Annotated in this window: 17 protein-coding genes; 13 read left to right on the forward strand and 4 right to left on the reverse strand. The window is 57.5% G+C overall.

Features of this window, described 5'->3' with window-relative positions:
• Nucleotides 1–106: 106 nt before the first annotated feature.
• From DSM25558_RS16835 to DSM25558_RS16845, 3 genes are all read right to left on the reverse strand, one after another.
• Nucleotides 107–2,446, reverse strand: a complete 2,340-nt coding sequence (locus DSM25558_RS16835; RefSeq protein WP_077105844.1) for a glucose/quinate/shikimate family membrane-bound PQQ-dependent dehydrogenase — start codon at nt 2,444–2,446, stop codon at nt 107–109.
• A 64-nt stretch (nt 2,447–2,510) separates the two neighbouring features.
• Nucleotides 2,511–3,467: an asparaginase gene (locus tag DSM25558_RS16840; protein WP_077105845.1), complete on the reverse strand. Its 957-nt coding sequence runs from the start codon at nt 3,465–3,467 to the stop codon at nt 2,511–2,513.
• Nucleotides 3,468–3,469: 2 nt separating this feature from the next.
• On the reverse strand, nt 3,470–4,945 hold the full coding sequence (locus tag DSM25558_RS16845) for an amino acid permease (RefSeq protein ID WP_077105846.1): 1,476 nt from the start codon (nt 4,943–4,945) through the stop codon (nt 3,470–3,472).
• A 293-nt stretch (nt 4,946–5,238) separates the two neighbouring features.
• Between DSM25558_RS16845 and DSM25558_RS16850 the strand changes: the two genes are divergently transcribed.
• Nucleotides 5,239–6,660: an aspartate ammonia-lyase gene (locus DSM25558_RS16850; RefSeq protein ID WP_244554235.1), complete on the forward strand. Its 1,422-nt coding sequence runs from the start codon at nt 5,239–5,241 to the stop codon at nt 6,658–6,660.
• Here DSM25558_RS16850 and DSM25558_RS16855 read toward each other — a convergent pair.
• Nucleotides 6,657–7,370: a FadR/GntR family transcriptional regulator gene (locus tag DSM25558_RS16855; RefSeq protein WP_077105848.1), complete on the reverse strand. Its 714-nt coding sequence runs from the start codon at nt 7,368–7,370 to the stop codon at nt 6,657–6,659. The genes DSM25558_RS16850 and DSM25558_RS16855 overlap by 4 nt on opposite strands.
• Nucleotides 7,371–7,521: 151 nt before the next feature.
• Between DSM25558_RS16855 and DSM25558_RS16860 the strand changes: the two genes are divergently transcribed.
• The 12 genes from DSM25558_RS16860 (at nt 7,522) to DSM25558_RS16910 (ending at nt 23,897) form a co-directional block, all read left to right on the forward strand.
• Nucleotides 7,522–8,109, forward strand: coding sequence for an ANTAR domain-containing response regulator (locus DSM25558_RS16860; protein ID WP_045228282.1), 588 nt, complete (start codon nt 7,522–7,524; stop codon nt 8,107–8,109).
• A 31-nt stretch (nt 8,110–8,140) separates the two neighbouring features.
• Nucleotides 8,141–9,427, forward strand: a complete 1,287-nt coding sequence (locus DSM25558_RS16865) for a CmpA/NrtA family ABC transporter substrate-binding protein (protein ID WP_077105849.1) — start codon at nt 8,141–8,143, stop codon at nt 9,425–9,427.
• 367 nt (nt 9,428–9,794) lie between these two features.
• Nucleotides 9,795–11,093, forward strand: coding sequence for a CmpA/NrtA family ABC transporter substrate-binding protein (locus DSM25558_RS16870; RefSeq protein ID WP_077105876.1), 1,299 nt, complete (start codon nt 9,795–9,797; stop codon nt 11,091–11,093).
• Between the two features lie 19 nt (nt 11,094–11,112).
• Nucleotides 11,113–12,009, forward strand: coding sequence for a nitrate ABC transporter permease (gene ntrB, locus DSM25558_RS16875; protein WP_077105850.1), 897 nt, complete (start codon nt 11,113–11,115; stop codon nt 12,007–12,009).
• An 11-nt stretch (nt 12,010–12,020) separates the two neighbouring features.
• Nucleotides 12,021–12,818 carry an ABC transporter ATP-binding protein gene (locus DSM25558_RS16880; RefSeq protein ID WP_077105851.1) on the forward strand — a complete coding sequence of 266 codons (798 nt, stop codon included), beginning with the start codon at nt 12,021–12,023 and terminating at the stop codon, nt 12,816–12,818.
• Between the two features lie 5 nt (nt 12,819–12,823).
• Nucleotides 12,824–15,274, forward strand: a complete 2,451-nt coding sequence (nirB, locus tag DSM25558_RS16885; RefSeq protein ID WP_077105877.1) for a nitrite reductase large subunit NirB — start codon at nt 12,824–12,826, stop codon at nt 15,272–15,274.
• Between the two features lie 103 nt (nt 15,275–15,377).
• Nucleotides 15,378–15,707, forward strand: a complete 330-nt coding sequence (gene nirD, locus DSM25558_RS16890; RefSeq protein ID WP_077105852.1) for a nitrite reductase small subunit NirD — start codon at nt 15,378–15,380, stop codon at nt 15,705–15,707.
• Between the two features lie 206 nt (nt 15,708–15,913).
• On the forward strand, nt 15,914–18,571 hold the full coding sequence (locus DSM25558_RS16900; protein WP_077105854.1) for a nitrate reductase: 2,658 nt from the start codon (nt 15,914–15,916) through the stop codon (nt 18,569–18,571).
• 87 nt (nt 18,572–18,658) lie between these two features.
• Nucleotides 18,659–20,470: a DNA helicase RecQ gene (recQ, locus tag DSM25558_RS16905; RefSeq protein WP_077105878.1), complete on the forward strand. Its 1,812-nt coding sequence runs from the start codon at nt 18,659–18,661 to the stop codon at nt 20,468–20,470.
• A 68-nt stretch (nt 20,471–20,538) separates the two neighbouring features.
• The gene (locus DSM25558_RS29830) at nt 20,539–21,006 is read left to right on the forward strand and encodes a hypothetical protein (RefSeq protein ID WP_371480103.1); all 468 of its coding nucleotides are present in this window, start codon (nt 20,539–20,541) and stop codon (nt 21,004–21,006) included.
• A 12-nt stretch (nt 21,007–21,018) separates the two neighbouring features.
• On the forward strand, nt 21,019–21,522 hold the full coding sequence (locus DSM25558_RS29835) for a hypothetical protein (protein WP_371480105.1): 504 nt from the start codon (nt 21,019–21,021) through the stop codon (nt 21,520–21,522).
• Entirely contained in the window at nt 21,519–23,897 is a 2,379-nt protein-coding gene (locus tag DSM25558_RS16910) for a DEAD/DEAH box helicase (protein ID WP_371480107.1), read from the forward strand. The genes DSM25558_RS29835 and DSM25558_RS16910 overlap by 4 nt, the downstream gene beginning before the upstream one ends.
• Nucleotides 23,898–23,926 lie beyond the last annotated feature (29 nt).

The raw sequence follows: 23,926 nt of genomic DNA on the forward strand, positions 1-23,926 counted from the left end.
ATTACATTTTATCGCAAGCTCTAAATTGGCGTCGCTGGCAGTCACAACGAAAAATGGCCGGGAAGTTTTTCCCCGGCCATTCCGAAATCGACTTTTCGATAGATTTTTAAGGCAGCGTGTAGGCGATGACGTAATCACCAGGCTTGGTGCCGACCGAACCATGTCCGCCCGCAACCATCACCACATATTGTTTGCCATTGTCCATGGCATAGGTCATCGGCGTTGCCTGACCGCCAGCAGGAAGACGTGCTTCCCAAAGCTGTTTTCCGGATGTCAGGTCATAGGCGCGCAGATAATTATCGACCGCAGCCCCCAGGAACGCAACGCCACCCTTGGTGATCATCGGTCCGCCGATACCGGGAACACCCACTTTGAACGGCAGCGGCAGCGGCGTCATGTCATAGACGGTGCCGTTCTTGTGTTTGTAGGCGACATCACCGGTGCGCAGATCAGCACCTGCGACATAGCCCCATGGCGGAGCCTGGCAAGGAACACCCAATGGCCCCAAGAATGGCCCCATAAAGACACCATAGGGCGCACCATCATTCCGGTTCAGGCCTTGCTCGCTGCCCTTTTCATCCTGACCGCGTGGCGGAATCTGAGAGCGCGGAACGAGCTGCGACGTGAAGGCCAGATAGGTCGGCATGCCGAACATGACCTGGCGCTCTGGATCAACAGCCACGCTGCCCCAGTTGAATGTGCCGAAATTGCCGGGATAAATCAGAGACCCATTCAGCGACGGCGGCGTGTAGCGGCCCTCATAATTTAGCTGATGGAACTTGATGCGGCAGGCCAGCTGGTCGAACATGGAGACGCCCCACATGTTCTTTTCAACCAGCGGATCAGGCTTGAACGACAAAGCGGATGTCGGCTGCGTCGGCGCGCTGAAATCTTCCGGGATCGCGCCACCGGGAGCCTTTTCTTCCGTGACGGCCAGGATCGGCTCGCCACTGCGACGGTCCAGAACGTAGATATCACCCTGCTTGGTTGGCCCAACCAGTGCCGGAACCGTCTGACCGTCCTTCTTGGTAATGTCGAGCAACACAGGCTGCGCCGGAACATCCATGTCCCAGAGGTCGTGATGCACGAACTGGCGTACCCACTTGTCCTGCCCAGTGTTTACATCCAGTGCGACGATGGACGATGAATATTTCTCGACATTCTCGCTCCGACCCATACCGAGTTGGTCCGGAACCTGATTTCCCAAAGGAATGTAGACAAGCCCAAGCGCTTCATCGACGCTGAATACCGACCAGCTGTTGGGAGAGTTGGTCGTATAGGTCTGACCCGATTGAAGCGGTTGGGTCTGGGTAGGGTTTCCCGAATCCCAATTCCAGATCAAAGCACCAGTGGCAACATCAAACGCACGGATGACGCCGGACTGTTCCTGCGTCGAGTAGTTATCGTTGACGGCACCGCCGATGATGATCTTGTTGCCCGCAATGGCGGGCGGGGATGTTGAGTAGTAATAACCAGCCGGATTGTGCTCCATGCCGGTCGTCAGGCGAAGAGTGCCCTTATCGGCAAATGTCGTGCAGACCTGACCGGTCGCAGCGTCGAGTGCGATGAGACGGGCATCCGAGGTCGGCAGATAAACGCGGGCTGCACAGAAGGAACCGCTTTCAGCGGCCGGATCGGCATAATATGTCACGCCGCGGCAGGTCTGGTGCTGGCGGTCCGGGTTCATTCCGGCGTTAGGATCGTATTTCCACTTTTCCTTGCCGGTCGCAGCATCCACTGCGATGGCCCAATTGTGTGGTGTGCAGAGGTAAAGCGAATTGTCGACTTTTAAGGGAGTCACCTGATAGGTCGTCTCGCCCACGTCATCGGGCAACTTGACGTCGCCCGTTTGATAGCGCCACGCTTCTTTCAATCCGCCGACATTCGTCGCGTTGATCTGCGTCAGCGGCGAATAGCGTTGACCGTAGGATGTCCGGCCATATTGATGCCAGTCACCATCAGGAACGTCGTTTCCATAGGATGGAGCCGCCGTGACGATCTCGCTGGGAAGATTGCCTTCCATATCATGCGGATCCTGCGTCATGGCAAACGCTGCCGCACCCACGGAAACCAGCACTGCCGTCAGCAACGGAACCGCATTCGCACCGTAAGACGTGCCTGTCGGGCTGGTAAAGCCGAGCGGCTTTCTGATCCATGGCATCAAAAGCCACATGCCAATCAGGATGATGAAACCGCCACGAGGGCCGAGTTGCCACCAGTCGAAGCCGACTTCCCACAGGGCCCACAACAATGTCGCGACCACGAAAGCGGCATAAAAGTGTAGTGCCGCTTTGTTTCTCTTAAACAGAAGAACGGCAGTGATCACAAATGCGATGCCCGCCAATGCATAATAAAAGCTTCCGCCCAGCATCACGAGCTGAGATCCAAAGCCAAAAATTGCCAGTCCAATAAGCGTCAGGATGACTGCAGTTGATGTCACTGCCATAAAAAGCCCCCGGTGGTCTCCCAGCCGGTGAAACGGGATCAGATCACAATGGTTCCCAAAAAAATCACGTTTTCGCCATTTTTTGAAAATCGTTGAATGCGTCTGTCATATCGGCCCTGCTTTTCGAAGATGCCATCATCGCGGCCAAGAGAATTCTCGCCTGCCCTGCCCGCAACGTCCGGGAGTGGATAGCCCCCTCTGCCCCCATATCGTGACCGCCGCCGCCGCCGCCATAACCGGCAACGAGGTCACCAACAGACACCCGGCTGGACACGACCACCGGCACGTTGTTTTCCGTACAGCGGCGGACCGCCTCGACGATAGACGCATTGGCATTGCCTGAACCCAGTGCAGACAGGACGACCCCCCTGGCACCTGCCTTCAAGCTGGCATCGATATGAACGGCATCGCAGCCCGGATAAATGGCAACGATATCAACTCGCATGTTTTTAACGTCTGCGGTGAAACCGGGGCTCTCCGCACAGGTCGCCTGTCCGGAGAGATCGAACGCATCGGGCTCGTCGGCAGAGCGCTTATAGAGGCCCCATGCAGGCAGCAACCTGCCGCAGAAACAGAGCAAAACGCCTTTGTCCGCATTTGACGGATCGGTCGATGCGGTGATCGCCGCAGAAAGATTGCCCGGACCATCAGCTTGTGGATGGTCCGCGGTAAACTGTGCTCCGGTAAAAATGACCGGTTTGGTCAGACGATGCTGGAGATGCACCAGAAGCACGCTTTCTTCCATGGCATCCGTACCATGAAGAACGACAATGCCTGACACCGCCGGGTCGGCAAGCTCCCTGCCCACCGCATCGCTGATATTCTGCATGTCGGAAATGGTGAGACTGGACGAATCCTTCGCCATAAGCTCCACCGGCTTGACCAGAACATGGGCACCGGACAGGCCGGAAATCAGATCTTCTCCCGAAAGCGCGGGCTTGGCCGTACCGGTTTCATCACGCGTGCTGGCAATGGTGCCGCCGGTGGCAATGACCGCCACCAGCAATTTCGATTCCGTCATTCTCAATTTTTACTCCGCGCACCTGCGCTACTCGATGCATCTGCTTTCGCCAGTTCGTGAATGCGATTGCGCAACAGATACCACCCCGCCACCAGAGCTGGGACGATGATGATGAGCGAACCTACAGTCCAAGTCCCAGCCGGATAATCCATCGCCATCAGTACCAAGACACCGCAGAGGAAGACAAGCGTCAGGACGCCGGTATAAGGCGCGCCAAACATTCTGAAATCAGGACGGTTCATTTTCCCCTGCCGGGACAGATGCCACAGCTTGAGTTGGCATAACACGATGGCACCCCACGCGCAAATGATGCCCAAGGCTGCGACATTGAGCGCAATTTCGAACGCGGCAGCAGGCACGATGGCGTTGAGAATGACGCCGATGACGGTGACGACGGCGGTTACCGCAATGCCGCCATAGGGCACGCCCGCCTTGTTCATTTTCGCCAACGCCGCCGGTGCGGAGCCGGAAACCGCCATGGAATGCAGGATGCGTCCGGTGGAATAAAGTCCCGCATTGAGGGATGACAGAACAGCCGTCAGCACGACAAGGTTCATGATGATATCGGCACCTTCAATGCCGATTGAGCCGAAGAAAGTCACGAACGGGCTCTCGCCAGCCTTGTAAGCCGTATAGGGCAAAAGCAGCGACAGAAGCAGCACGGAACCGACATAAAACACCAGCAGACGGAAGACCACGGTGCGGATCGCGCCCGGAATGACCTTGCGCGGATCTTCCGTCTCACCCGCCGTCGTGCCGATCAGTTCGATGGAGGCATAGGCGAACAGCACCCCTTGGACGATGATGAAGGCCGGCAGAATACCATTGGGGAAAAAGCCGCCATTATCCGTAATCAGGCTGAAGCCGGTGACATGGCCTTCGATGGGCGTGCCGAAAATGACGAAGTAGATGCCAACCACGAGGAACGTGGCGAGGGCAATGACCTTGATGAGGCTGAACCAGAATTCCAGCTCACCGAAAACCTTGACGGACAGCATGTTCATGGCTAGCACGATGATCAACGCGCCAAGGGCAAAGACCCATTGGTCGATGCCCTGCATCCAGGGGACGTAATGCTTGAAGAAATTCATGTAGATCGCCACGGCCGTCACATCGGCGACAGAGGTCATGGCCCAGTTCAGCCAATACATCCAGCCGACCGCAAAGGCCATTTTCTCACCGTAGAACTCGCGGGCATATGAAACGAAGGAACCCGATGTCGGGCGGTGCATGATGAGTTCGCCAAGGGCGCGCAGCACTAGAAAGGCGAAGAAGCCGCAAATGGCATAGACGAATATCAGCGCCGGTCCGGCAACGGCGAGACGACCACCTGCGCCGAGAAAAAGCCCGGTCCCGATGGCACCCCCAATGGCGATCATCTGAATCTGGCGCGGTTTCAGCGCCTTGTGATAGCCCAGTTCTTCCCGGGCTTCCAATTGCGGTTCATGGTTGGCTTGGTTCAACTTGTCCACTGACATCGCCCCTCCCTGAGAGCTTTCGTCGCCAGCAAATCCCACTCCACCCGGATGGCCCATCCGGTATCGTGGGATCAGCGACTTCAATGTTGCTTAGATCACTACAAAATATGCTAAAACAACGGTTTCTGTAATGCTGTAAGACAGATTATTTTCAGATACTGACCCTTTTCTTGGGCGTCAACCCTCGATCCACCCCCGTTGACGCTGCCCTGTAGTAGGCGTACAAAACAAAAATCTGTCAAGCAGCTTTACAGATTATAATGATTTTCCATGTGGAGGAAGCCGTGGTGACAATGCGTAAGGAATACGATCTGCTCGGTCAAAAAGACATTCCGAACGAAGCCTATTGGGGTGTGCATACGGCGCGGGCTGCCGAAAATTTCCAGATTACCGGCATCTCCATCGGCCGCTATACCTATCTCATCCGTGGACTGGCCTTCGTGAAAGAAGCTGCCGCAAGGGCAAACCATGAGTTAGGCTTGTTGGACAGCGAAAAACTCGACGCTATCTCACAGGCTTGCCGCGAAATCCGTGATGGCGCGCTGCACGACCAGTTCATCATCGACGTTATCCAAGGTGGAGCCGGAACCTCCACCAACATGAATGCCAATGAGGTCATCGCCAATCGTGCGCTGGAAATTCTCGGCCACGCCAAGGGCGACTACGCGCATCTGCACCCCAACGACCACGTCAATCTCAGCCAGTCAACCAACGACGCCTACCCGACCGCCATCAATGTCGCCCTGATCGAAGCCATAGATGATCTTGCCACCTCCATGCTGATCTTGCAGGACGCTTTCGAGCGCAAGGCCAAGGAATTCGACGGCATTCTCAAGGTAGGCCGCACACAGTTGCAGGACGCCGTGCCGATGACGTTAGGTCAGGAATTTCGCACCTTTGCCGTCATGCTCGGTGAAGATCGCCTCCGCCTGATCGAATCCGCAGCCCTGCTCCATGAAATCAATCTGGGTGCGACGGCCATCGGCACGCGGCTGAACGCACCTGCTGGTTATGCCGAGGTCGCCTGCAAACATCTGATCGAACTGACGGGCCGTCCGCTAGTGACCGCCGCAGATTTGATCGAGGCCACGCAGGACCCCGGCGCATTCGTGCACCTGTCCGGCGTTTTGAAACGTGTCGCCGTCAAACTGTCGAAGACCTGCAACGACCTGCGCCTGCTGTCCTCCGGGCCCCGCGCAGGCATTGGCGAAATCAACCTGCCACCGGTCCAGGCTGGTTCCAGCATCATGCCGGGCAAGGTCAATCCGGTTATTCCGGAAGTGGTCAATCAGGTCGCCTTTGCCGTTATTGGCAACGACATCACCATCACCATGGCCGCCGAAGGCGGACAGCTTCAACTCAACGCCTTCGAGCCGATCATCATGCGCTCGCTATCCGACAGCATTTCACAGCTGAGCGCTGCCTGCCGCACACTTGCAGAGCGTTGTGTCGACGGCATTACCGCCAATGTCGAGATCATGGCACGCAGACTGGAGGAATCGCTGGGGCTTGCGACGGCACTCAACCCGCTGATCGGCTATTATGCCGCAACGCAGGTGGCGCAAGAGGCACTGGCCTCCGGGCGCACGGTTGCACAGGTGGTTCTGGAAAGAGGTTACATGACTGCCGAACAGCTGGAGCAGGCACTAAGGCCGGAATTGCTGGCGAACCTGCCATTGCTGAGCCTTCAGCCAAAGAGCAGCGACGTGCTTTAACGCAGCGCTTTTTCATCGCCCAGAATGGCGGTCACGATCTGCTTGACCTGCCCCAGATGCGTTTCCATCGCGCTTCGGGCAGTCTCATCCGACCCGGCAGCAATAGCTTCCGCAATCAGGCGATGCTCCACATTCGAAGCGATGCGGCGCGGTGCCATGATGTTGAGCAGTTCCGATTGCTGGCTCAGCGAATCGCGTGCATCTGCAACGACCTTGGCGAACACGGAGTTACCGGACGCCTCGGCGATGGTGCTGTGAAACTCCGAGTCCAGCTTGACCCATTTGTGCGGATCTTCCTGCACGTCCATCGCGTCGCACAGTTTCAAAATACGAGAAAGCTGCTCACCGGTGCGACGCACCGCGGCCCAACCTGCGGCAGGAACCTCGATGAAGGGTCTGGCCTCGATCAGATCGCGGGCGGAATAGCCACCATAGCTCAGTTCCGGGCTGGGTCTGTCGGTCAGAACGAAGGTGCCGCTGCCGGTGCGGGTCTGCGTCATGCCCAGCGTTTGCAAGGACCGCAAAGCCTCGCGAACGATAGGACGACTGACGCCATACCTGACTGCGAGATGCGTTTCGGCAGGCAACCGCGTGCCCACGGTCAAACGCCCGGAGACGATTGCCAGACGCAAATCCTCAAATACCGATTCCGCCGCGCTTTTACGGCTGATCGGGCTTGTTTCTGATAACCAGTCCACCCCTGCACTCATGCGGCTAACTTTTTATAAACATAAGATACTTGTCAAGCCGCCACCGATGAAGAGAAATGTTTTGGTACAAAAGAGATCAGACCAAACGCCTATTTTTTAATCGCGCTGAAAAAGATTGCAAATGATTGTGCGCTGCGTCATCTATGCGCACATGACGCTGCGCGACCTGACCATTCTGGTGATCGATGAAAATGCCATTCGCGCCTCCATTATCGAGGAAGGCCTGCGAGAGGCGGGGCATGACCGTGTCACCGTGATCCACGAAGTCCACGGCGTGGCGCGCATCATCGACACGCTCTGTCCAGACGTCATCGTCATCGATATCGAAAATCCCAACCGGGACATGATGGAGCATTTGTTTCAACTGACCCGCACCGTGGGACGACCCATTGCCATGTTCGTGGACCGATCGGATACGGCCTCCATCGAAGCAGCGGTCGAGGCAGGTGTCTCCGCCTATATCGTTGATGGCCTGAAGAAAGAGCGCGTCAAACCCATTCTCGATATGGCCGTCAGCCGCTTCAACGCCTTCAGCCGCCTGAAACGGGAGTTGGCCGACGCCAAATCAGCACTCGAAGACCGCAAGATCGTGGAGCGCGCAAAGGGCATTCTGATGAAGATGCGCGGCCTGTCCGAAGAGGAAGCCTTCGCACTTTTGCGCCAGACGGCGATGAATGAGAAGAAAAAACTGTCCGAGATCGCGCAAAGCGTGGTCACGGCCGCCGGTTTGCTGATGTGAGCGGCGCAAGGACAGGAGAGGAAGCACAGAGATGACGCCCATCGTCAAGGAGACAACGAAAAGCGGCAGCGCAGACAGCGCGCCAGCCCTTATCGGCAATGACCGCCAGCGCACCTTGCGAGCTGGCTTCATTCCGCTGGTCGATGCCTCCGTCCTGATCGCCGCTGCAGAATTCGGCTTTGCTGAACGGGAAGGCTTGCAACTCGACCTGGTAAAAGACGTATCCTGGGCCAATGTGCGCGACCGCTTGGCGTTCCGACAGTTCGATATCGCCCACATGCTGTCTCCCATGCCGGTCGCTTCGATGCTCGATCTCGGCTCGAACCCCTCCCCCACCATCACGCCGTTTTCGCTCGGGCGTGGCGGCAATGCGATTACGCTATCGACGCGGTTGTTTGCCCGCATGCGCGACGTGGCGGGAATTTCAGAGACCGCAAGCGCGCTCGATAATGCAAAGGCGTTGAAAACGCTTCTGGATGAGATGCGCACACGCGGCGAACCCGCACCGACCTTCGGCGTCACCTACCCTTTCTCGTCGCACAATTACGAATTCCGCTATTGGCTGGCAGCTGGCGGCATTCACCCTGACAAGGACGTCAAACTCGTCGTCGTGCCGCCACCGCTGACATCCGATGCCCTTGCCGCTGGTGCTATCGACGGATTCTGCGTGGGCGCGCCGTGGAACATGGTGGCGAGCGAACGTGGCATCGGCCGCATCGTAGCCGCCAAACAGGATATCTGGCCATCGGCACCGGAAAAGGTCGTCGGCATGCGCCCGGAATGGGCGCAGGCACAGCCAGAAGCCGTCTCCCGCCTGCTGGTAGCGCTGGATGCCGCGGCCCGGTGGTGCGACCGTCCCGAAAATCACAGCGCTCTGGCCGAGACACTGGCGGATGCGAAATACATCTCCGCACCCGTCGAAATCATTCGCCAAGTGCTGGCCGGACGCTTCAGTGTCGATGCACAGGGCAACCAGCGCGTCATCGAGCGCTATTTCACCTTCCACGATAATTTCGCCAATTATCCGCGCAAAAGTCAGGCGCTGTGGATTTACAGTCAGATGATCCGCTGGGGACAGGCGCAATTTACGCCGCAAGCCGCCGAAGCTGCGGCATCGGCCTATCGTAGCGATCTCTATCGCAACGCTCTGGGCGCAGGTAACGCACCGCAGGATGCCGATACACGGATCGAAGGTGACAGAGATGGTGATCGTTTCATGGATGGCAACGTCTTCGATCCGGGCGCGATTGTGGACTACGTGAATGGCTTTGCAGTGAGTGCGCATGCCGAAAATCACACTGGCATCGAAGAAGCCTAAGCGTCGTATCTGCACAAAAGCTGCGCATTAAACACATTGAGCCACAATCAGCTGCGCAAATTATAATCCGAAAACGCAGCGACCAAAATATAGCCGCGGACCTGCGCATCTACAAATACCCATGTCATTTCAGCCACATGGAAGCTTTTGAGCAAAGTGGCATAGCGTTTGCTTTGTAGAAAATACTCGGTCAATGGCGATCGAGGATAAAAGCGCTTCACTGCTGCTTACCAACGACATCGACGTCGCAAGGTTTTTGCTGACCGGGACCTCCCTCCCGGCAAACGCAATCTCCGAGCGGCGTTTTTTTATTTTTACTTTTCGCAAACAGCGCCGGAACGGCGGACCAAAAATGGGGAACATGCGCATGAAACCGACATTCACCGGCACCATAAGCCGCCGCAGCATGCTGAAGACCACTGCCACCGCAGCCCTGATCACGGCCATGAAATCCGCTTTCCCATCCGGCGCCTTTGCCGCGACCGCTGCTCCAGAAGTCACCGGCGCCAAGCTCGGCTACATCGCGCTGACGGATGCCGCCCCGCTCATCGTCGCGTCGGAAAAAGGTCTGTTCGCCAAGCATGGCATGCCGGATGTGGAAGTCGCCAAGCAGGCCTCCTGGGGTGCAACGCGCGACAACCTCGTTCTGGGCGGCGCATCCAATGGTATCGATGGCGCGCATATTCTGACCCCCATGCCCTACCTCATGCACACCGGCAAGGTGACGCAGAACAATGTGCCCGTGCCGATGGCCATTCTCGCCCGCCTCAACCTCGACAGCCAGGGCATTTCGGTTGCCAAGGAATATGCCGAGACCGGCGTGCAGCTGGATGCGTCCAAGCTGAGAGCGGCTTTCGAGAAGAAGAAGGCCGAGGGCAAGGAAATCAAGGCGGCCATGACCTTCCCCGGCGGCACGCATGATTTGTGGATTCGCTACTGGCTGGCGGCTGGCGGCATCAACCCGGACAAGGATGTCTCCACAATCGTCGTTCCGCCCCCGCAGATGGTTGCCAATATGAAGGTTGGCAACATGGATGTGTTCTGTGTGGGCGAGCCGTGGAACGAGCAACTGGTCAATCAGGGCATCGGCTTTACCGCCTGTACCACCGGCGAGCTTTGGAAGGGTCACCCCGAAAAGGCGCTCGGCATGCGCGCCGACTGGGTGGAAAAGAACCCGAATGCCGCAAAAGCCATCCTCATGGCCGTGATGGAAGCCCAGCAATGGTGCGACAGCATGGACAACAAGGACGAGATGTCGGCCATTCTGGGCAAGCGTCAGTGGTTCAACGTTCCGCCAAAGGACGTGCTGGGTCGCCTGAAGGGTGACATCAACTATGGCAATGGCCGCGTGGCCCACGGCACCGATCTACAGATGAAATTCTGGAAGGACGGCGCATCCTATCCGTTCCAGAGCCATGACAGCTGGTTCATCGCCGAGAATGTCCGATGGGGCAAGTTCGCGCCCGATACCGACATCAAGGCGCTGGTATCCCAGGTCAACCGTGAAGACCTGTGGCGCGAAGCCGCCAAGGAACTGGGTGTGGCAGCAAGCGATATCCCGACCTCCAAATCCCGCGGCAAAGAGACTTTCTTCGACGGCAAGACCTTCGACCCGGAAAACCCATCCGCCTATCTCGACAGCCTTTCGATCAAAGCCGCCTCTTAAAAAGCAACAGGATAAGATCATGACCGCAACCGCCCGCAAAACAGACAGCATGGCAACGGCCACCGCCATCCCGAAAAGCGGCACCGTGATTGCCATCGACCGCCGCAAGGCACCGGCGTTGAATGCCAAAAAGATTGCCGCCGCCATAACCCGCAACGTCGTTCCGCCGCTGGTCGTGCTGGTGTTGATGCTTGGCATCTGGCAGATGCTCTGTTCCTCCCCCGGCGCGACACTGCCACCGCCAAGCCAGGTGTTTCAGGAAAGCTATGACCTGATCGCCTATCCGTTCTTCGTCTATGGCTCGCAGGATATCGGGCTCGGCTGGCGGGTTCTGATTTCGTTGGAGCGCGTGGCTTACGGCTTTGGCCTTGCTGCCGTGGCTGGCGTCGTCCTCGGTGCCATCGTCGGTCAGTCCATCTGGGCGATGCGCGGTCTCGACCCGATCTTTCAGGTGCTGCGCACCGTACCGCCGCTGGCATGGCTGCCGCTGTCGTTGGCTGCCTTTCAGGACAGCAATCCATCCGCCATTTTCGTGATCTTCATCACCTCCATTTGGCCCGTCATCATCAACACTGCCGTTGGCGTGCGCAACATTCCGCAGGATTACCGCAACGTAGCGCAGGTGCTGCGGCTGAACCAGCTGGAGTTGTTCTACAAGATCATGCTGCCATCGGCTGCGCCCTACATCTTCACCGGCCTTCGCATCGGTGTCGGCCTGTCATGGTTGGCGATCGTCGCCGCTGAAATGCTGACCGGTGGCGTCGGCATCGGCTTCTTCATCTGGGATGCGTGGAATTCCTCGCGCCTGCCCGACATCATCGTCGCACTCGCTTACATCGGCGTCGTCGGCTTCGTGCTCGACAAGCTGGTGGCAGCCCTCGGCAATGTCATCACCCGCGGCGCAGCGGCCAATTGAGGAGGACAAAAATGAACGCCTATCTCAAGCTCGATAACATCGACAAATATTTCGACAAGGGCGGCAGCCGCGCCGAGGTGCTGAAGGGCATCAACCTCACCATCGGCAAGGGTGAATTCGTCTCGGTCATCGGCCATTCCGGCTGCGGCAAGTCCACCATGTTGAACCTCATCGCGGGCCTCACCAAGGTTTCCTCCGGCGTCGTTCTCCTGGAAAACCGGGAGGTGAACGAACCCGGCCCGGAACGCGCCGTGGTATTCCAGAATCACAGCCTGCTGCCGTGGCTGAGCGTTTACGAGAACGTCAATCTCGGCGTGGAAAAGGTCTTCCGCTATTCCAAGACCAAGGCTGAGCGCCACGATTGGGTGATGCGCAATCTCGATCTCGTGCAGATGGCCCATGCCAAGGACAAGAAGCCATCGGAAATTTCCGGCGGCATGAAGCAGCGCGTCGGCATTGCCCGTGCGCTGGCGATGGAGCCGAAAATCCTGCTGCTGGATGAGCCCTTCGGCGCATTGGATGCGCTGACCCGCGCCCATTTGCAGGATGCGGTGATGGAAATCCATTCACGTCTTGGCAACACCATGGTCATGATCACCCATGACGTGGATGAGGCCGTGCTGCTCTCCGACCGCATCGTCATGATGACCAACGGTCCCGCCGCCCATATTGGCGAAATTCTCGATGTGCCGCTGCCAAGGCCGCGCCACCGCATCGAGCTTGCATCCGACCGAACCTACCTCAAATGCCGCGAAGCCGTGTTGAAGTTCCTCTATGAACGTCATCGCTTCGTCGAAGCTGCGGAGTAATGTCCATGACAGAAAAACTTGTCATCATCGGAAACGGCATGGCCCCCGGGCGCATGCTGGAAGAACTCTTCGAGAAAGCACCGGGCCAACATCAGGTCACGATTTTCAACGCCGAGCCTCGCGTCAATTACGACCGCATCATGCTTTCGCCAGTGCTATCGGGTGAGAAGTCCTACGAGGACATCATCATCCATGGCGATGGCTGGTACATCCAGCACGGCATCACGCTCTACAAGGGCCACCGCATCATCAATATCGACCGCGCGGCGAAGACGGTCACATCCGACCATGGCGTGACGGAAAGTTACGACAAACTGGTCATCGCCACAGGCTCCGTCCCCTTCATCATCCCCGTTCCCGGCAAGGATCTGCCCGGCGTCATCACCTATCGCGATCTGGATGATGTGGATGCGATGCTGCTGGCAGCGCAATCCCGTGCCAAGGCCGTTGTTATCGGCGGCGGGTTGCTGGGGCTGGAGGCCGCAGCCGGTCTATCCATGCGCGGCATGGACGTGACGGTGCTACATGTAATGCCCACACTGATGGAGCGGCAGCTCGACCCGGCAGCGGGTTACCTGCTGCAAAAAGCGATGGAAGATCGCGGCATCAAGGTCATTACCAAGGCCAACACCAAGCAGATCGTCGGCACCGACAAGGTGGAGGGCATCGAGCTCGACAATGGCACCATCATTCCGGCCACGCTGGTGGTGATGGCGGTGGGCATCAGGCCCAATGCGGGTCTGGCGAAGGACGCAGGTCTTGCCGTCAACCGCGGCATCGTCGTGGATGCGGGCATGCAGACATCGGACGGCGATATTCTGTCGGTCGGTGAATGCGCCGAGGTGGATGGCATGGTCTATGGCCTTGTCGCGCCGCTTTATGAAATGGCACGTGTTGCCGCCTCGCATCTGGCAGGCGATACGACACCGGCTTTCGTGCATGCCGATACGCCGACGAAGCTCAAGGTCACCGGCATCAATCTCTTCTCGATCGGCGACTTTGCCGATCGCGATGACCGCGAGGAAATCGTGCTGCGCGACGCTACCGCAGGCGTCTACAAGCGCGTGATTCTCAAAGACAACCGCATTATCGGCACCGTCCTTTACGGTGAAACCTCTGACGGAGCCTGGTTCAACGACCTGAAGAAAAAGGGCGTCGATATCTCCGCCATGCGCGACACTCTCATTTTCGGCCAGTCCTATCAGGGAGGGTCCCCACTGGACCCTATGGCGGCCGTTGCAGCCTTGCCGGATGATGCGGAAATCTGTGGCTGTAACGGCGTTTGCAAGAGCAAGATCACCTCGACCATCACGTCGAAGGGCCTGACATCACTGGATGATGTGCGCGCCCATACCAAGGCCTCGGCATCCTGCGGTTCCTGCACCGGCCTTGTCGAACAACTGATGACACTGACGCTTGGCGACAGCTACAACCCGGCAGCCGTGCAGCCCATGTGCAACTGCACGGAGCTTGGACACGACGATGTGCGCCGCCTGATCAAGGCCAAGGGTCTAAAGACCATTCCTGCCGTCATGCAGGAACTGGAGTGGAAAACCTCCTGCGGCTGCGCCAAATGCCGCCCGGCGCTGAACTACTACCTCGTTTCCGACTGGCCGGATGAATATGCCGACGATTACCAGTCGCGCTACATCAATGAGCGTGTTCACGCCAATATCCAGAAGGACGGCACCTATTCCGTCGTGCCGCGCATGTGGGGCGGCGTGACCAACGCCAACGAGTTGCGTGCCATCGCCGACGTTGTCGACAAGTTCGAGATACCCATGGTGAAGGTCACCGGTGGCCAGCGTATCGACCTTCTCGGCATCGAAAAGGAAGACCTGCCCGCCGTCTGGGCCGATCTCGGCAAAGCCGGGTTCATCTCCGGTCAGGCCTACGCCAAGGGTCTTCGCACCGTCAAAACCTGCGTTGGTTCGGACTGGTGCCGCTTCGGCACGCAGGATTCGACCGGCTTCGGCATCCGCGTCGAGAAATTCATGTGGGGTTCCTGGACACCGGCCAAGCTGAAGCTGGCCGTCTCAGGCTGTCCGCGCAACTGCGCCGAAGCCACCTGCAAGGATATCGGCGTGATCTGCGTGGACAGTGGCTATGAAATCCACTTCGCGGGTGCAGCCGGTCTCGACATCAAGGGCACGGAAGTTCTGGGCCTCGTCAAAACCGAGGATGAGGCGCTGGAGCATATCGTGGCGCTGACGCAGATGTACCGCGAACAGGGCCGTTACCTCGAGCGCATCTACAAATGGGCCAAGCGCATCGGCTACGACGAAGTCCGCCGCCAGATCATGGGTGATGCCGAAAAGCGCGAGGCTTACTTCGAGCGCTTCGTCTTCAGCCAGAAATTCGCGCAGGTCGATCCCTGGTCAGAGCGCGTGTCTGGCGAACACAAGCACGAGTTCAGACCGATGGCGACCATCGGCTTCAACCAAGCCGCAGAGTGACCGCCTGTCTTTAAGGCAGGCTGGACGCGTGGGCAGTCGGGTGGGCGGAAAGAGGAGTTTCCGCCCACCCGGAGACATCATCGACAAGGACAGGATGAACGCAATGAATTGGGTCGATATCGGCGACATCTCCGACATTCCTGTGCGCGGCGCGCGCTGCGTGAAAACGCCCGGCGGCAAGATCGCGGTGTTCCGCACGGCAGACAATGATGTCTATGCCATCGAAGACCATTGCCCGCACAAGGGCGGTCCCTTAAGCCAAGGCATCGTCCACGGCGCATCGGTGACTTGCCCGCTGCACAACTGGGTGATTTCGCTGGAAACCGGCAACGCGCTGGGAGCGGATGAAGGTGCGGTGCGCACCATTCCCGTTCGCAACGTGGACGGCAAGCTGTCGATTTCAATCGAAAGCCTACTGATCGCGGCGGAGTGATATTCGGATGCATATGACGCCACCCCCCTCTGTGCTGCCGGACATCTCCCCCTCAAGGGGGGAGATTGGCAAGACGCAAGCTCACTCCCCCGATCGCAACGTCGAAAAAGGGTGCAGCTGTTGTCGCACACCGATCTCCCCCCTTGAGGGGGAGATGTCCGGCAGGACAGAGGGAGGTGAAAGCCGCAGCATGAAAGGGCGACGTTATGCCCACTGAAACCAAAACCACCTGCCCCTATTGCGGTGTCGGCTGCGGCGTGATCGCCAGGATCGAAGAAGATGGCGCGGTTTCCATCAAAGGCGATCCGGATCACCCCGCCAATCTGGGCCGTCTCTGTTCCAAGGGCTCGGCGCTGGCCGAAACCATTGATCTTGAAGGGCGTCTGCTCTATCCGCAGGTGGATGGTCTCAGGGTAGATTGGGACAATGCGCTTGACCTCGTAGCCTCAAAATTTTCACAAGCCATTGCCGAACACGGACCAGACTCCGTTGCCTTCTACGTCTCCGGCCAATTGCTGACCGAAGATTATTACGTCGCCAACAAGCTGATGAAGGGCTTCATCGGTTCGGCCAATATCGACACCAATTCGCGCCTATGCATGTCGTCTTCGGTCGCCGGCCACCGCCGCGCCTTTGGTTCGGATACGGTGCCGGGCCTCTATGAGGATATTTTCGAAGCCGACCTCGTCATCCTCACCGGTTCCAATCTGGCATGGTGCCATCCGGTCATATACCAGCGTCTCGCCGCCGCCAAAGCGGAGCGCCCGGATATGCGCATCGTCGTCATCGACCCGCGCCGCACCATGACCTGCGACATCGCAGACATGCACCTGGCCATCCGTCCCGATGGCGATGTCGCGCTGTTTACCGGCCTTCTGGCACATCTCGCCAACGGCCCTGCTATCGACCAAACCTATGTCGAAAGCTACACGAACGACTTTGGTGCCGCCGTCCAATCCGCTGGGGAGTACAGCCTCCCCGAGATCGCAGAAGCGACTGGACTGACCATTGCCGAACTCATCCAATTCTACGAACTCTATGAGTGCACGGAAAAGACCGTCACCTGCTACAGCCAGGGCGTCAACCAGTCGGCCAGTGGCACGGACAAGGTCAACGCCATCATCAACTGTCATCTGGCAACAGGGCGTATCGGCAGGCCGGGCATGGGACCGTTTTCACTCACCGGCCAGCCCAACGCCATGGGTGGCCGCGAGGTCGGTGGCCTCGCCAATGTGCTCGCCGCGCATATGACAATCGAGAATCTCGATGATCGAGACCGCGTCCAGCGCTTCTGGAACTCACCCAGCATTGCCGACAAACCGGGCCTCAAAGCCGTCGATCTGTTTCAGGCGGTAGGCGATGGTCGCATCAAAGCCCTGTGGATCATGGCAACGAATCCGGTCGTTTCGATGCCCGACGCCAGCGCCGTTGAGGCCGCATTGAAAGCCTGCCCCTTCGTCGTCGTCTCCGACATGTTCGCAACCACCGACACGGCCAAATACGCCCATGTCCTCCTGCCCTCGCTGGGTTGGGGCGAAAAGGACGGGACCGTCACCAATTCGGAGCGTCGCATTTCCCGCCAGCGCGGCTATCTGCCCGCACCTGGAGACGCCACGGCAGACTGGTGGCAATTTGCGCAGGTCGGTCGACGGATGGGGTTTGCCGAGGCGTTTGATTACACCGGCCCAGCCGATATCTTCACCGAACACGCCAACCTGTCCGCATTCGAAAACAACGGATCGCGTGATTTCGATATCGGAGCATATTCTGATCTCACGAAACCAGACTATGACGGCATGTCGCCGTTTAACTGGCCGCAGCCTAGATCAGGCGGGAAAGAAACCACCCGCTTCTTCGCGGATGGCAACTTCTTCCACGCCGATGGCAAGGCCCGCTTCGTCACCACTACCCTGCCGCAAACCTCCCGCATCTACGCTGATTATCAGCTAACCCTCAACACCGGCCGCATTCGCGACCAGTGGCACACCATGACACGCACTGGCAGAAGTGCCCGCCTGTCATCTCACCTCGCTGAACCCTTCGTCGAACTGCATCCGCGCGATGCCATGGATGCAGGCATCGAAAGCGCCGATCTCGTGGAAATCGAAAGCCCGCTCGGCAAGATCATCGTGCGCGCACTGGTGACGGAGCGACAGGCGCGCGGAAACCTCTTCGTACCCATGCACTGGAACGACCAATTCGCCGCCAAGGCGCGTGTCGATACACTGATACCGCCGGTGACAGACCCCTATTCAGGCCAGCCCGCATCGAAAAACATCGCAGTGAAGATGCAGCGCTTTCAGGCCAAAGCTTTTGCTTTTGCCGTCACACAGGAAAAGCCGCAGTATCTCGATTGTCCCTATTGGGCGCTGGCGAAAGCCGAGGGCGGTTATCGGTTGGAGCTTGCCTTTGAGGATGCCCCGGAAGACTGGATGAGTTGGGGCCGTGCCGTCTTCGGCATCGATCCACACATAGAACCCATCGGCTATGCCGATAGCAGCACCAGTCAGATACGGCTCGCCTTCTTCGATGGCGACACATTGCTGGCCGCATTTTACGTCGCCGACAAGCCTGTCGCCGTTGCCCGCAACTGGGCAATCTCCCAGCTCTCCATCCGCCACGAGGATTTGCGAACCCGCTTTTCCCTCGTTGCAGGTCGCCCCGGTGCTGGCAAATCGGACCCCGGCGCAACGGTCTGCTCCTGCTTCAATGTCGGCGTCAACCAGATTACCGCAGCCATCCGGGACGGATGCCATACCGTCGAAGCCATCGGCAAGACCCTAAGCGCGGGAACCAACTGCGGCTCCTGCCGTGCAGAAATCCGAGGGATCATAGAGGGCTGCCTCAAAACCGCGGCGGAGTGATTGCCTGTGTTTCCCGCTCTAAAGGGGTTGTGATTATCATGAATATGGAATGAGGTGCCGGACAACCGAATCTCAAAGAAGACCCCCTTGAATACTGATCCATTCCATATTCTCAAGACCATCTACGGCTACGACACATTTCGCGGGCAGCAGGCAGACATCGTTCAGCACGTGATTGCCGGCAATAACGCCTTCGTGCTGATGCCGACAGGTGGTGGAAAATCGCTCTGCTACCAGATCCCGGCCCTTTCCCGCCCCGGCATGGGGCTTGTCGTCTCGCCGCTGATCGCGCTGATGGTCGATCAGGTCGCGGCTCTTCGCCAGGCGGGCGTGAGAGCAGAAGCGCTCAATTCCAACTTGCTACCGGATGAGCGACGCGCATTATGGGCCGATATTCGCGCCGGTAAAGTCAGCCTTCTCTATGCCGCACCGGAAACCCTGTTGAAACCGGACGTTCTGGATTCTCTGCAGAGCGTGCCGCTATCAATCATCGCCATAGATGAAGCTCACTGCCTGTCGCAATGGGGGCATGACTTCCGGCCTCCGTACCGCCAACTCGACATGTTGATCGAGCGGTTTCCCGATACGCCCCGCATGGCGCTGACGGCGACGGCGGACGAGCCGACGCGAGCGGAAATATTGGAGCACATGCGCATTGAAGGCAGTGACGCCTTCATCGCTGGTTTCGACCGTCCCAACATTCGCTATGCCATTATGGAGAAGGACAATCCGCGCGCTCAGGTTAAACGCTTTCTGAGAGATCATCAGGATGAAAGCGGCATCATCTATTGTCTCTCCAAAAGAAAGACCGAGGAAACGGCAGAGTGGCTGCGGTCTGAAGGTTATGACGCCCTGTCCTATCATGCCGGTATGGCACGAGAGGACCGTGAGGCAAACCAGACCCGTTTCCAGCACGGCGAAGCTATCATCATGGTCGCCACCATCGCGTTTGGCATGGGCATCGATAAGCCGGATGTGCGCTTCGTCGTCCACATCGATCTGCCAAGCAGCATCGAGGCCTATTATCAGGAGACGGGTCGCGCGGGTCGTGACGGACTGCCGTCCGATGTGCTGATGCTGTACGGCTCCGAAGACATCGCGCTGCGCAATCGCTTCATCGAAACCTCCGATGCGCCGGACCAGCGCAAACATATGGAACGGCAAAAGCTGGATGCGCTGTTGGGTCTGGCTGAAACGGCAGGATGCCGAAGACAGGCGCTTCTGTCCTATTTCGGCGATGGTTGCGAACCCTGTGGCAATTGCGATACCTGCGCCGAGCCTCCGGAACTCTTCGATGGCACCATAGCCGCTCAAAAAATCCTGTCCTGCATCTATAGAACAGGCGAACGTTTCGGCCAGGCCTATATTATCAGCGTTTTACTGGGTGCAGAAGACGAACGCATCACCCGCTTCGGCCACGACCAGATCACCACCTATGGCATCGGCAAGGAACACGATAACCGCACCTGGCGCGCCATCCTGCGCCAATTGATCGCGTCACGCCTGATCGAGGTCGATCTGGAAGGTCACGGCGGCCTTTCCATTTCCGAAACCGGGCGACAGTTCCTGCGCGAAAAGCCGGCCTTGCTGCTGCGAAAGCCCCAGGCACCGCGAAAAGCAAGCAGAGATCGCAATTCGCGTGGCCAAGTCGCGACAAATCTTCCAGAGAGCGATGCAGCACTATTCCAGGCCCTGCGGGAACGGCGCATGGAAATCGCCCGCACCCAGAACCTTCCGCCATATGTCATCTTCCATGACAAAACGCTGATCGAACTCGCTGGTGCCAGACCCACATCCCGCGCCGAAATGGCCAAGGTCCCCGGCATCGGCGAAGCGAAACTCGACCGCTATGGCCCGGCCTTTCTGGAAGTGATCGCAGAGTTTTTATCTGCGGCATGACAACGGCTGGAGCAGCGGTTTGACTGATGCTACAACCAAGGCCTGAAAAATCCGAAAGACGGACAGGCATGACGATCGTAAAGAGTGAGCGAGAAAGACTTCAGGCTATTCTCGAATTCTGGCACCGGATCGAATTTTTCATCCCCTTCGACGTGTCCGCTCGTGCTGAAAGCCGCGAAAACCGGATGAGTTTCTGGCTACATGCACAATCTCTCGAAGACGATACGGACAAAGCGCGCAGGCTTGTCATTCCTGAAGAGAAAGAGGTCTCTGGCTTCACGATATTTTTTGGCATCTTCGACAAGTCGGAGACAACGCAGACAACGGCAAAATTCTGCCTGCCGCCGGAAGAGCTTGGTTCGTATGAAGATACGGAACGGTCGGAAATGGAAGGCGACACCTGCTTTGCAAGTCTTGACCTCAATGCCGCCGGGCATCCCCTCTTCGAGACATTTGCCATTTCTACCCTGCCTTGGGCGCTTGGGCAGGCACAAAAGGGTGATCTTGCAGCACTCTCGACATCGGCTTTTGCGTAGAGCATGCAGCATTTGACGGAACTGCTCTTCAATTTCAAGGAGCAGCGTCGGCTTGACGACCCAGAGGGAAAGGCTGAGCACGCGCTGACGCCAAATGAAATCCTGGCATTGAACACGCTTTTGCAAGATTGGGCCGAATTTACACCAAAGGGCGACAGACCTGTTGCTCTGGTCGAACTTCGCTTGCGCGACAAAAGAAACCGTCAACTTGCGCTGCCCGAACAATTGCCAGAGAATGCCGACGGCCCTAAAGAGGGAGGCGACGATGATGATGACAGCGAAGCCGAGCAGGACATTGGTATTCTGAACAGCTTCTATCTGGAAGATTTGGAGCGGGCGATCGCCACCGTTCAGGAAGGGAATATTCCAGACGCTTTAAAGCAATATCTGACGCCACTTTCCCTGAGAAACGTGTCGATCTCTATACAGATGCCGGACATCGCACCCTTCTCGATATGCTTCATCCGCGCAATCTCAATCATGGTCGTTGGTCTTCGGAGCCACATCGTGCCATGAGCCTGATGCAGCAGTTTGCCATCAATCGCGCAGCCCAGATTGCCGAGAGTGGTGGCCTGTTTTCGGTCAACGGCCCACCTGGGACGGGAAAGACGACCCTGTTGAGAGATATAATCTCTGACAACATCGTCAAGCGCGCCCGCATCCTCTCAACTTTGCCAAGTGCAGGCAAAGCTTTTCAAGGGAAAAGCAGGAGCATCAGCTTCCAGCGCGGCAAGCCCGCGCATGTTTCGACATTGATACCCGCGTTGACCGGCTTCGAAATGGTCGTGGCCTCCTCCAACAACGCTGCAGTGGAAAATATTTCACGTGACTTGCCCAAGCGAGAATCCGTTGCACGGGGTTCGACAATCGAATATCTCCAAACCGTCGCACACAAGGTCGCGGCGCAAACCTCAAAAGGCTCGTTTGCGCAGCTTGAAGACAAGAATGTGCCTTGGGGTTTGATTTCCTGCGTGCTGGGTAACGCGAGAAATAGGAGGCAATTTGCCGACCGTTTTAATTTTGAGGCCGAGGATAATAAAAACGCAAAGTTGAAGGCAGACGAAAAACCCTTCCAAACCGTCTGGGGCTGGATAAAAAGCTATCAGGGCCCATCCTTTGCGCAGGCCGCCAACGACTTCAAGAAAGTCGACGCCGCCCTAAAGGCTGCGCTGGAACGACATGTCAAACTTGCCGATCTTTTCGCAGAGATTGGACACATATCTCTCGAAGATTTTTGTATCGACATCGCACGGACCATCCGTGACGCGGAAGATGATCGACAAAAGGCGGAGCTTACCCAAAATACCCTAACCACCGAGATGAATGATTTGGAGGCTCAGCTTCTAGAGCTGAAGGAACACGAACGCCTGCTTGATCGCACAGCGCCAGCATGGTGGCACGCTCTTTTACCGACCCACACAGGCCGGTCCTACAGGGCGTCAAAAGCGAAAAATGCCAGAGAACAGATCGTCATAACGGATCATCTTGTCCGTTTGCGACGCTCGCTGAAGGAGGCAAGATCAACCTCCGACGAAGCGTCTCAGCAGCTGCAACAGCACAAAATCCAGCATGCGGCACGTGTAAAACTTTGGAATAACAAAAGAGATGAACTGGCGCAGTTGCGACAAGCGCTGGGTGATCCCGATATTCCAGCAGAACTATCGGATCTTGAAAAAGACCATTTCCAAATCGCTGGACTCTGGCACTCCGACGACCTAGCCCAGCAACGGACTTTGCTGTTTGAATCCGCGTTGAGGCTTCAGGCCGCCTGGCTTGCCGAGGTCGGGCGCAGCAAGGGAGGCTTTGGTGGAAACATCGTTGCAATAAACAGGCTACTTTCAGGCAACTTGCCCATGGACCTGAAGATGATAGCCGTTCTTTGGCAGAGCTTTTTCATGATCGTGCCTGTCGTCTCGACAACATTCGCGTCATTCGCGCGCCAATTTCGGGGACTGGCACCGGGTGATCTCGGCTGGCTTTTCATTGATGAAGCAGGACAAGCCGTACCTCAAGCAGCGGCTGGAGCTCTCTTGAGAGCCCGGCGGGCGGTGATCATCGGTGATCCGCTGCAGATAGAGCCGGTATTTACACTACCTACGACATTCATTCGTACACTTGCTGCGCTTTCGCCTTTCACGTCAAATGAAGACTACGCGCCAACGCGTGTCTCCGTGCAAACATTGGCAGATCGATCCAACAGATTTGGCACCGTTGTGGCCCGCGATGGTGAAGATGATCTCTGGATCGGCAGTCCGTTGCGCGTTCACAGGCGGTGTGTAGACCCGATGTTCAGTCTCGCAAACGACATTGCATATGATGGAAAAATGGTATTTGGCCTTGCCGACCGCTTCTCCTCAGATGACATAGCACCGCGTTTTGGTAGCAGCGCATGGATCGACGTCAAAGGCTTGGTCGCCGGAAAACAGAACGTGCCGGAACAGGTCAATTTCATCGTGGACGTCTTGATCGAAAGCGTGCGACGGGATGGCAATCTGCCGATGATCTACATCATCACACCCTTCAAAGAGATAAAATACGCATTGATCACGGCCATTGAGCAAGCCGTCTGGATCAGCCCCGATGGTCAGAGGATACCACGTCCCCGCAAACTCAAAGCTTGGATGAAAGAAAGCGTCGGAACCTTTCACACCTTTCAGGGGAAGGAAGAAAACGCGGTGTTCATGGTACTTGGCACCGATGCGACACGACAAGGTGCCACCAAATGGGCTGCCTCCAAACCCAATCTCCTGAACGTCGCCGTCACCCGCGCCCGGCATAGAATATTCGTCGTTGGCGACTATGATATCTGGCGCTCCCATCCCTATTTCGACACGGCTGCGACGATGTTGCCATCAATATCGCAATCAGGGTTCCTTACCCGGATAAGGTAAATGTGTGTTGACAATGCTACGAGATGAGC

The sequence above is a fragment of the Agrobacterium sp. DSM 25558 genome (genome assembly GCF_900100825.1).
Taxonomy (GTDB): Bacteria; Pseudomonadota; Alphaproteobacteria; order Rhizobiales; family Rhizobiaceae; genus Agrobacterium.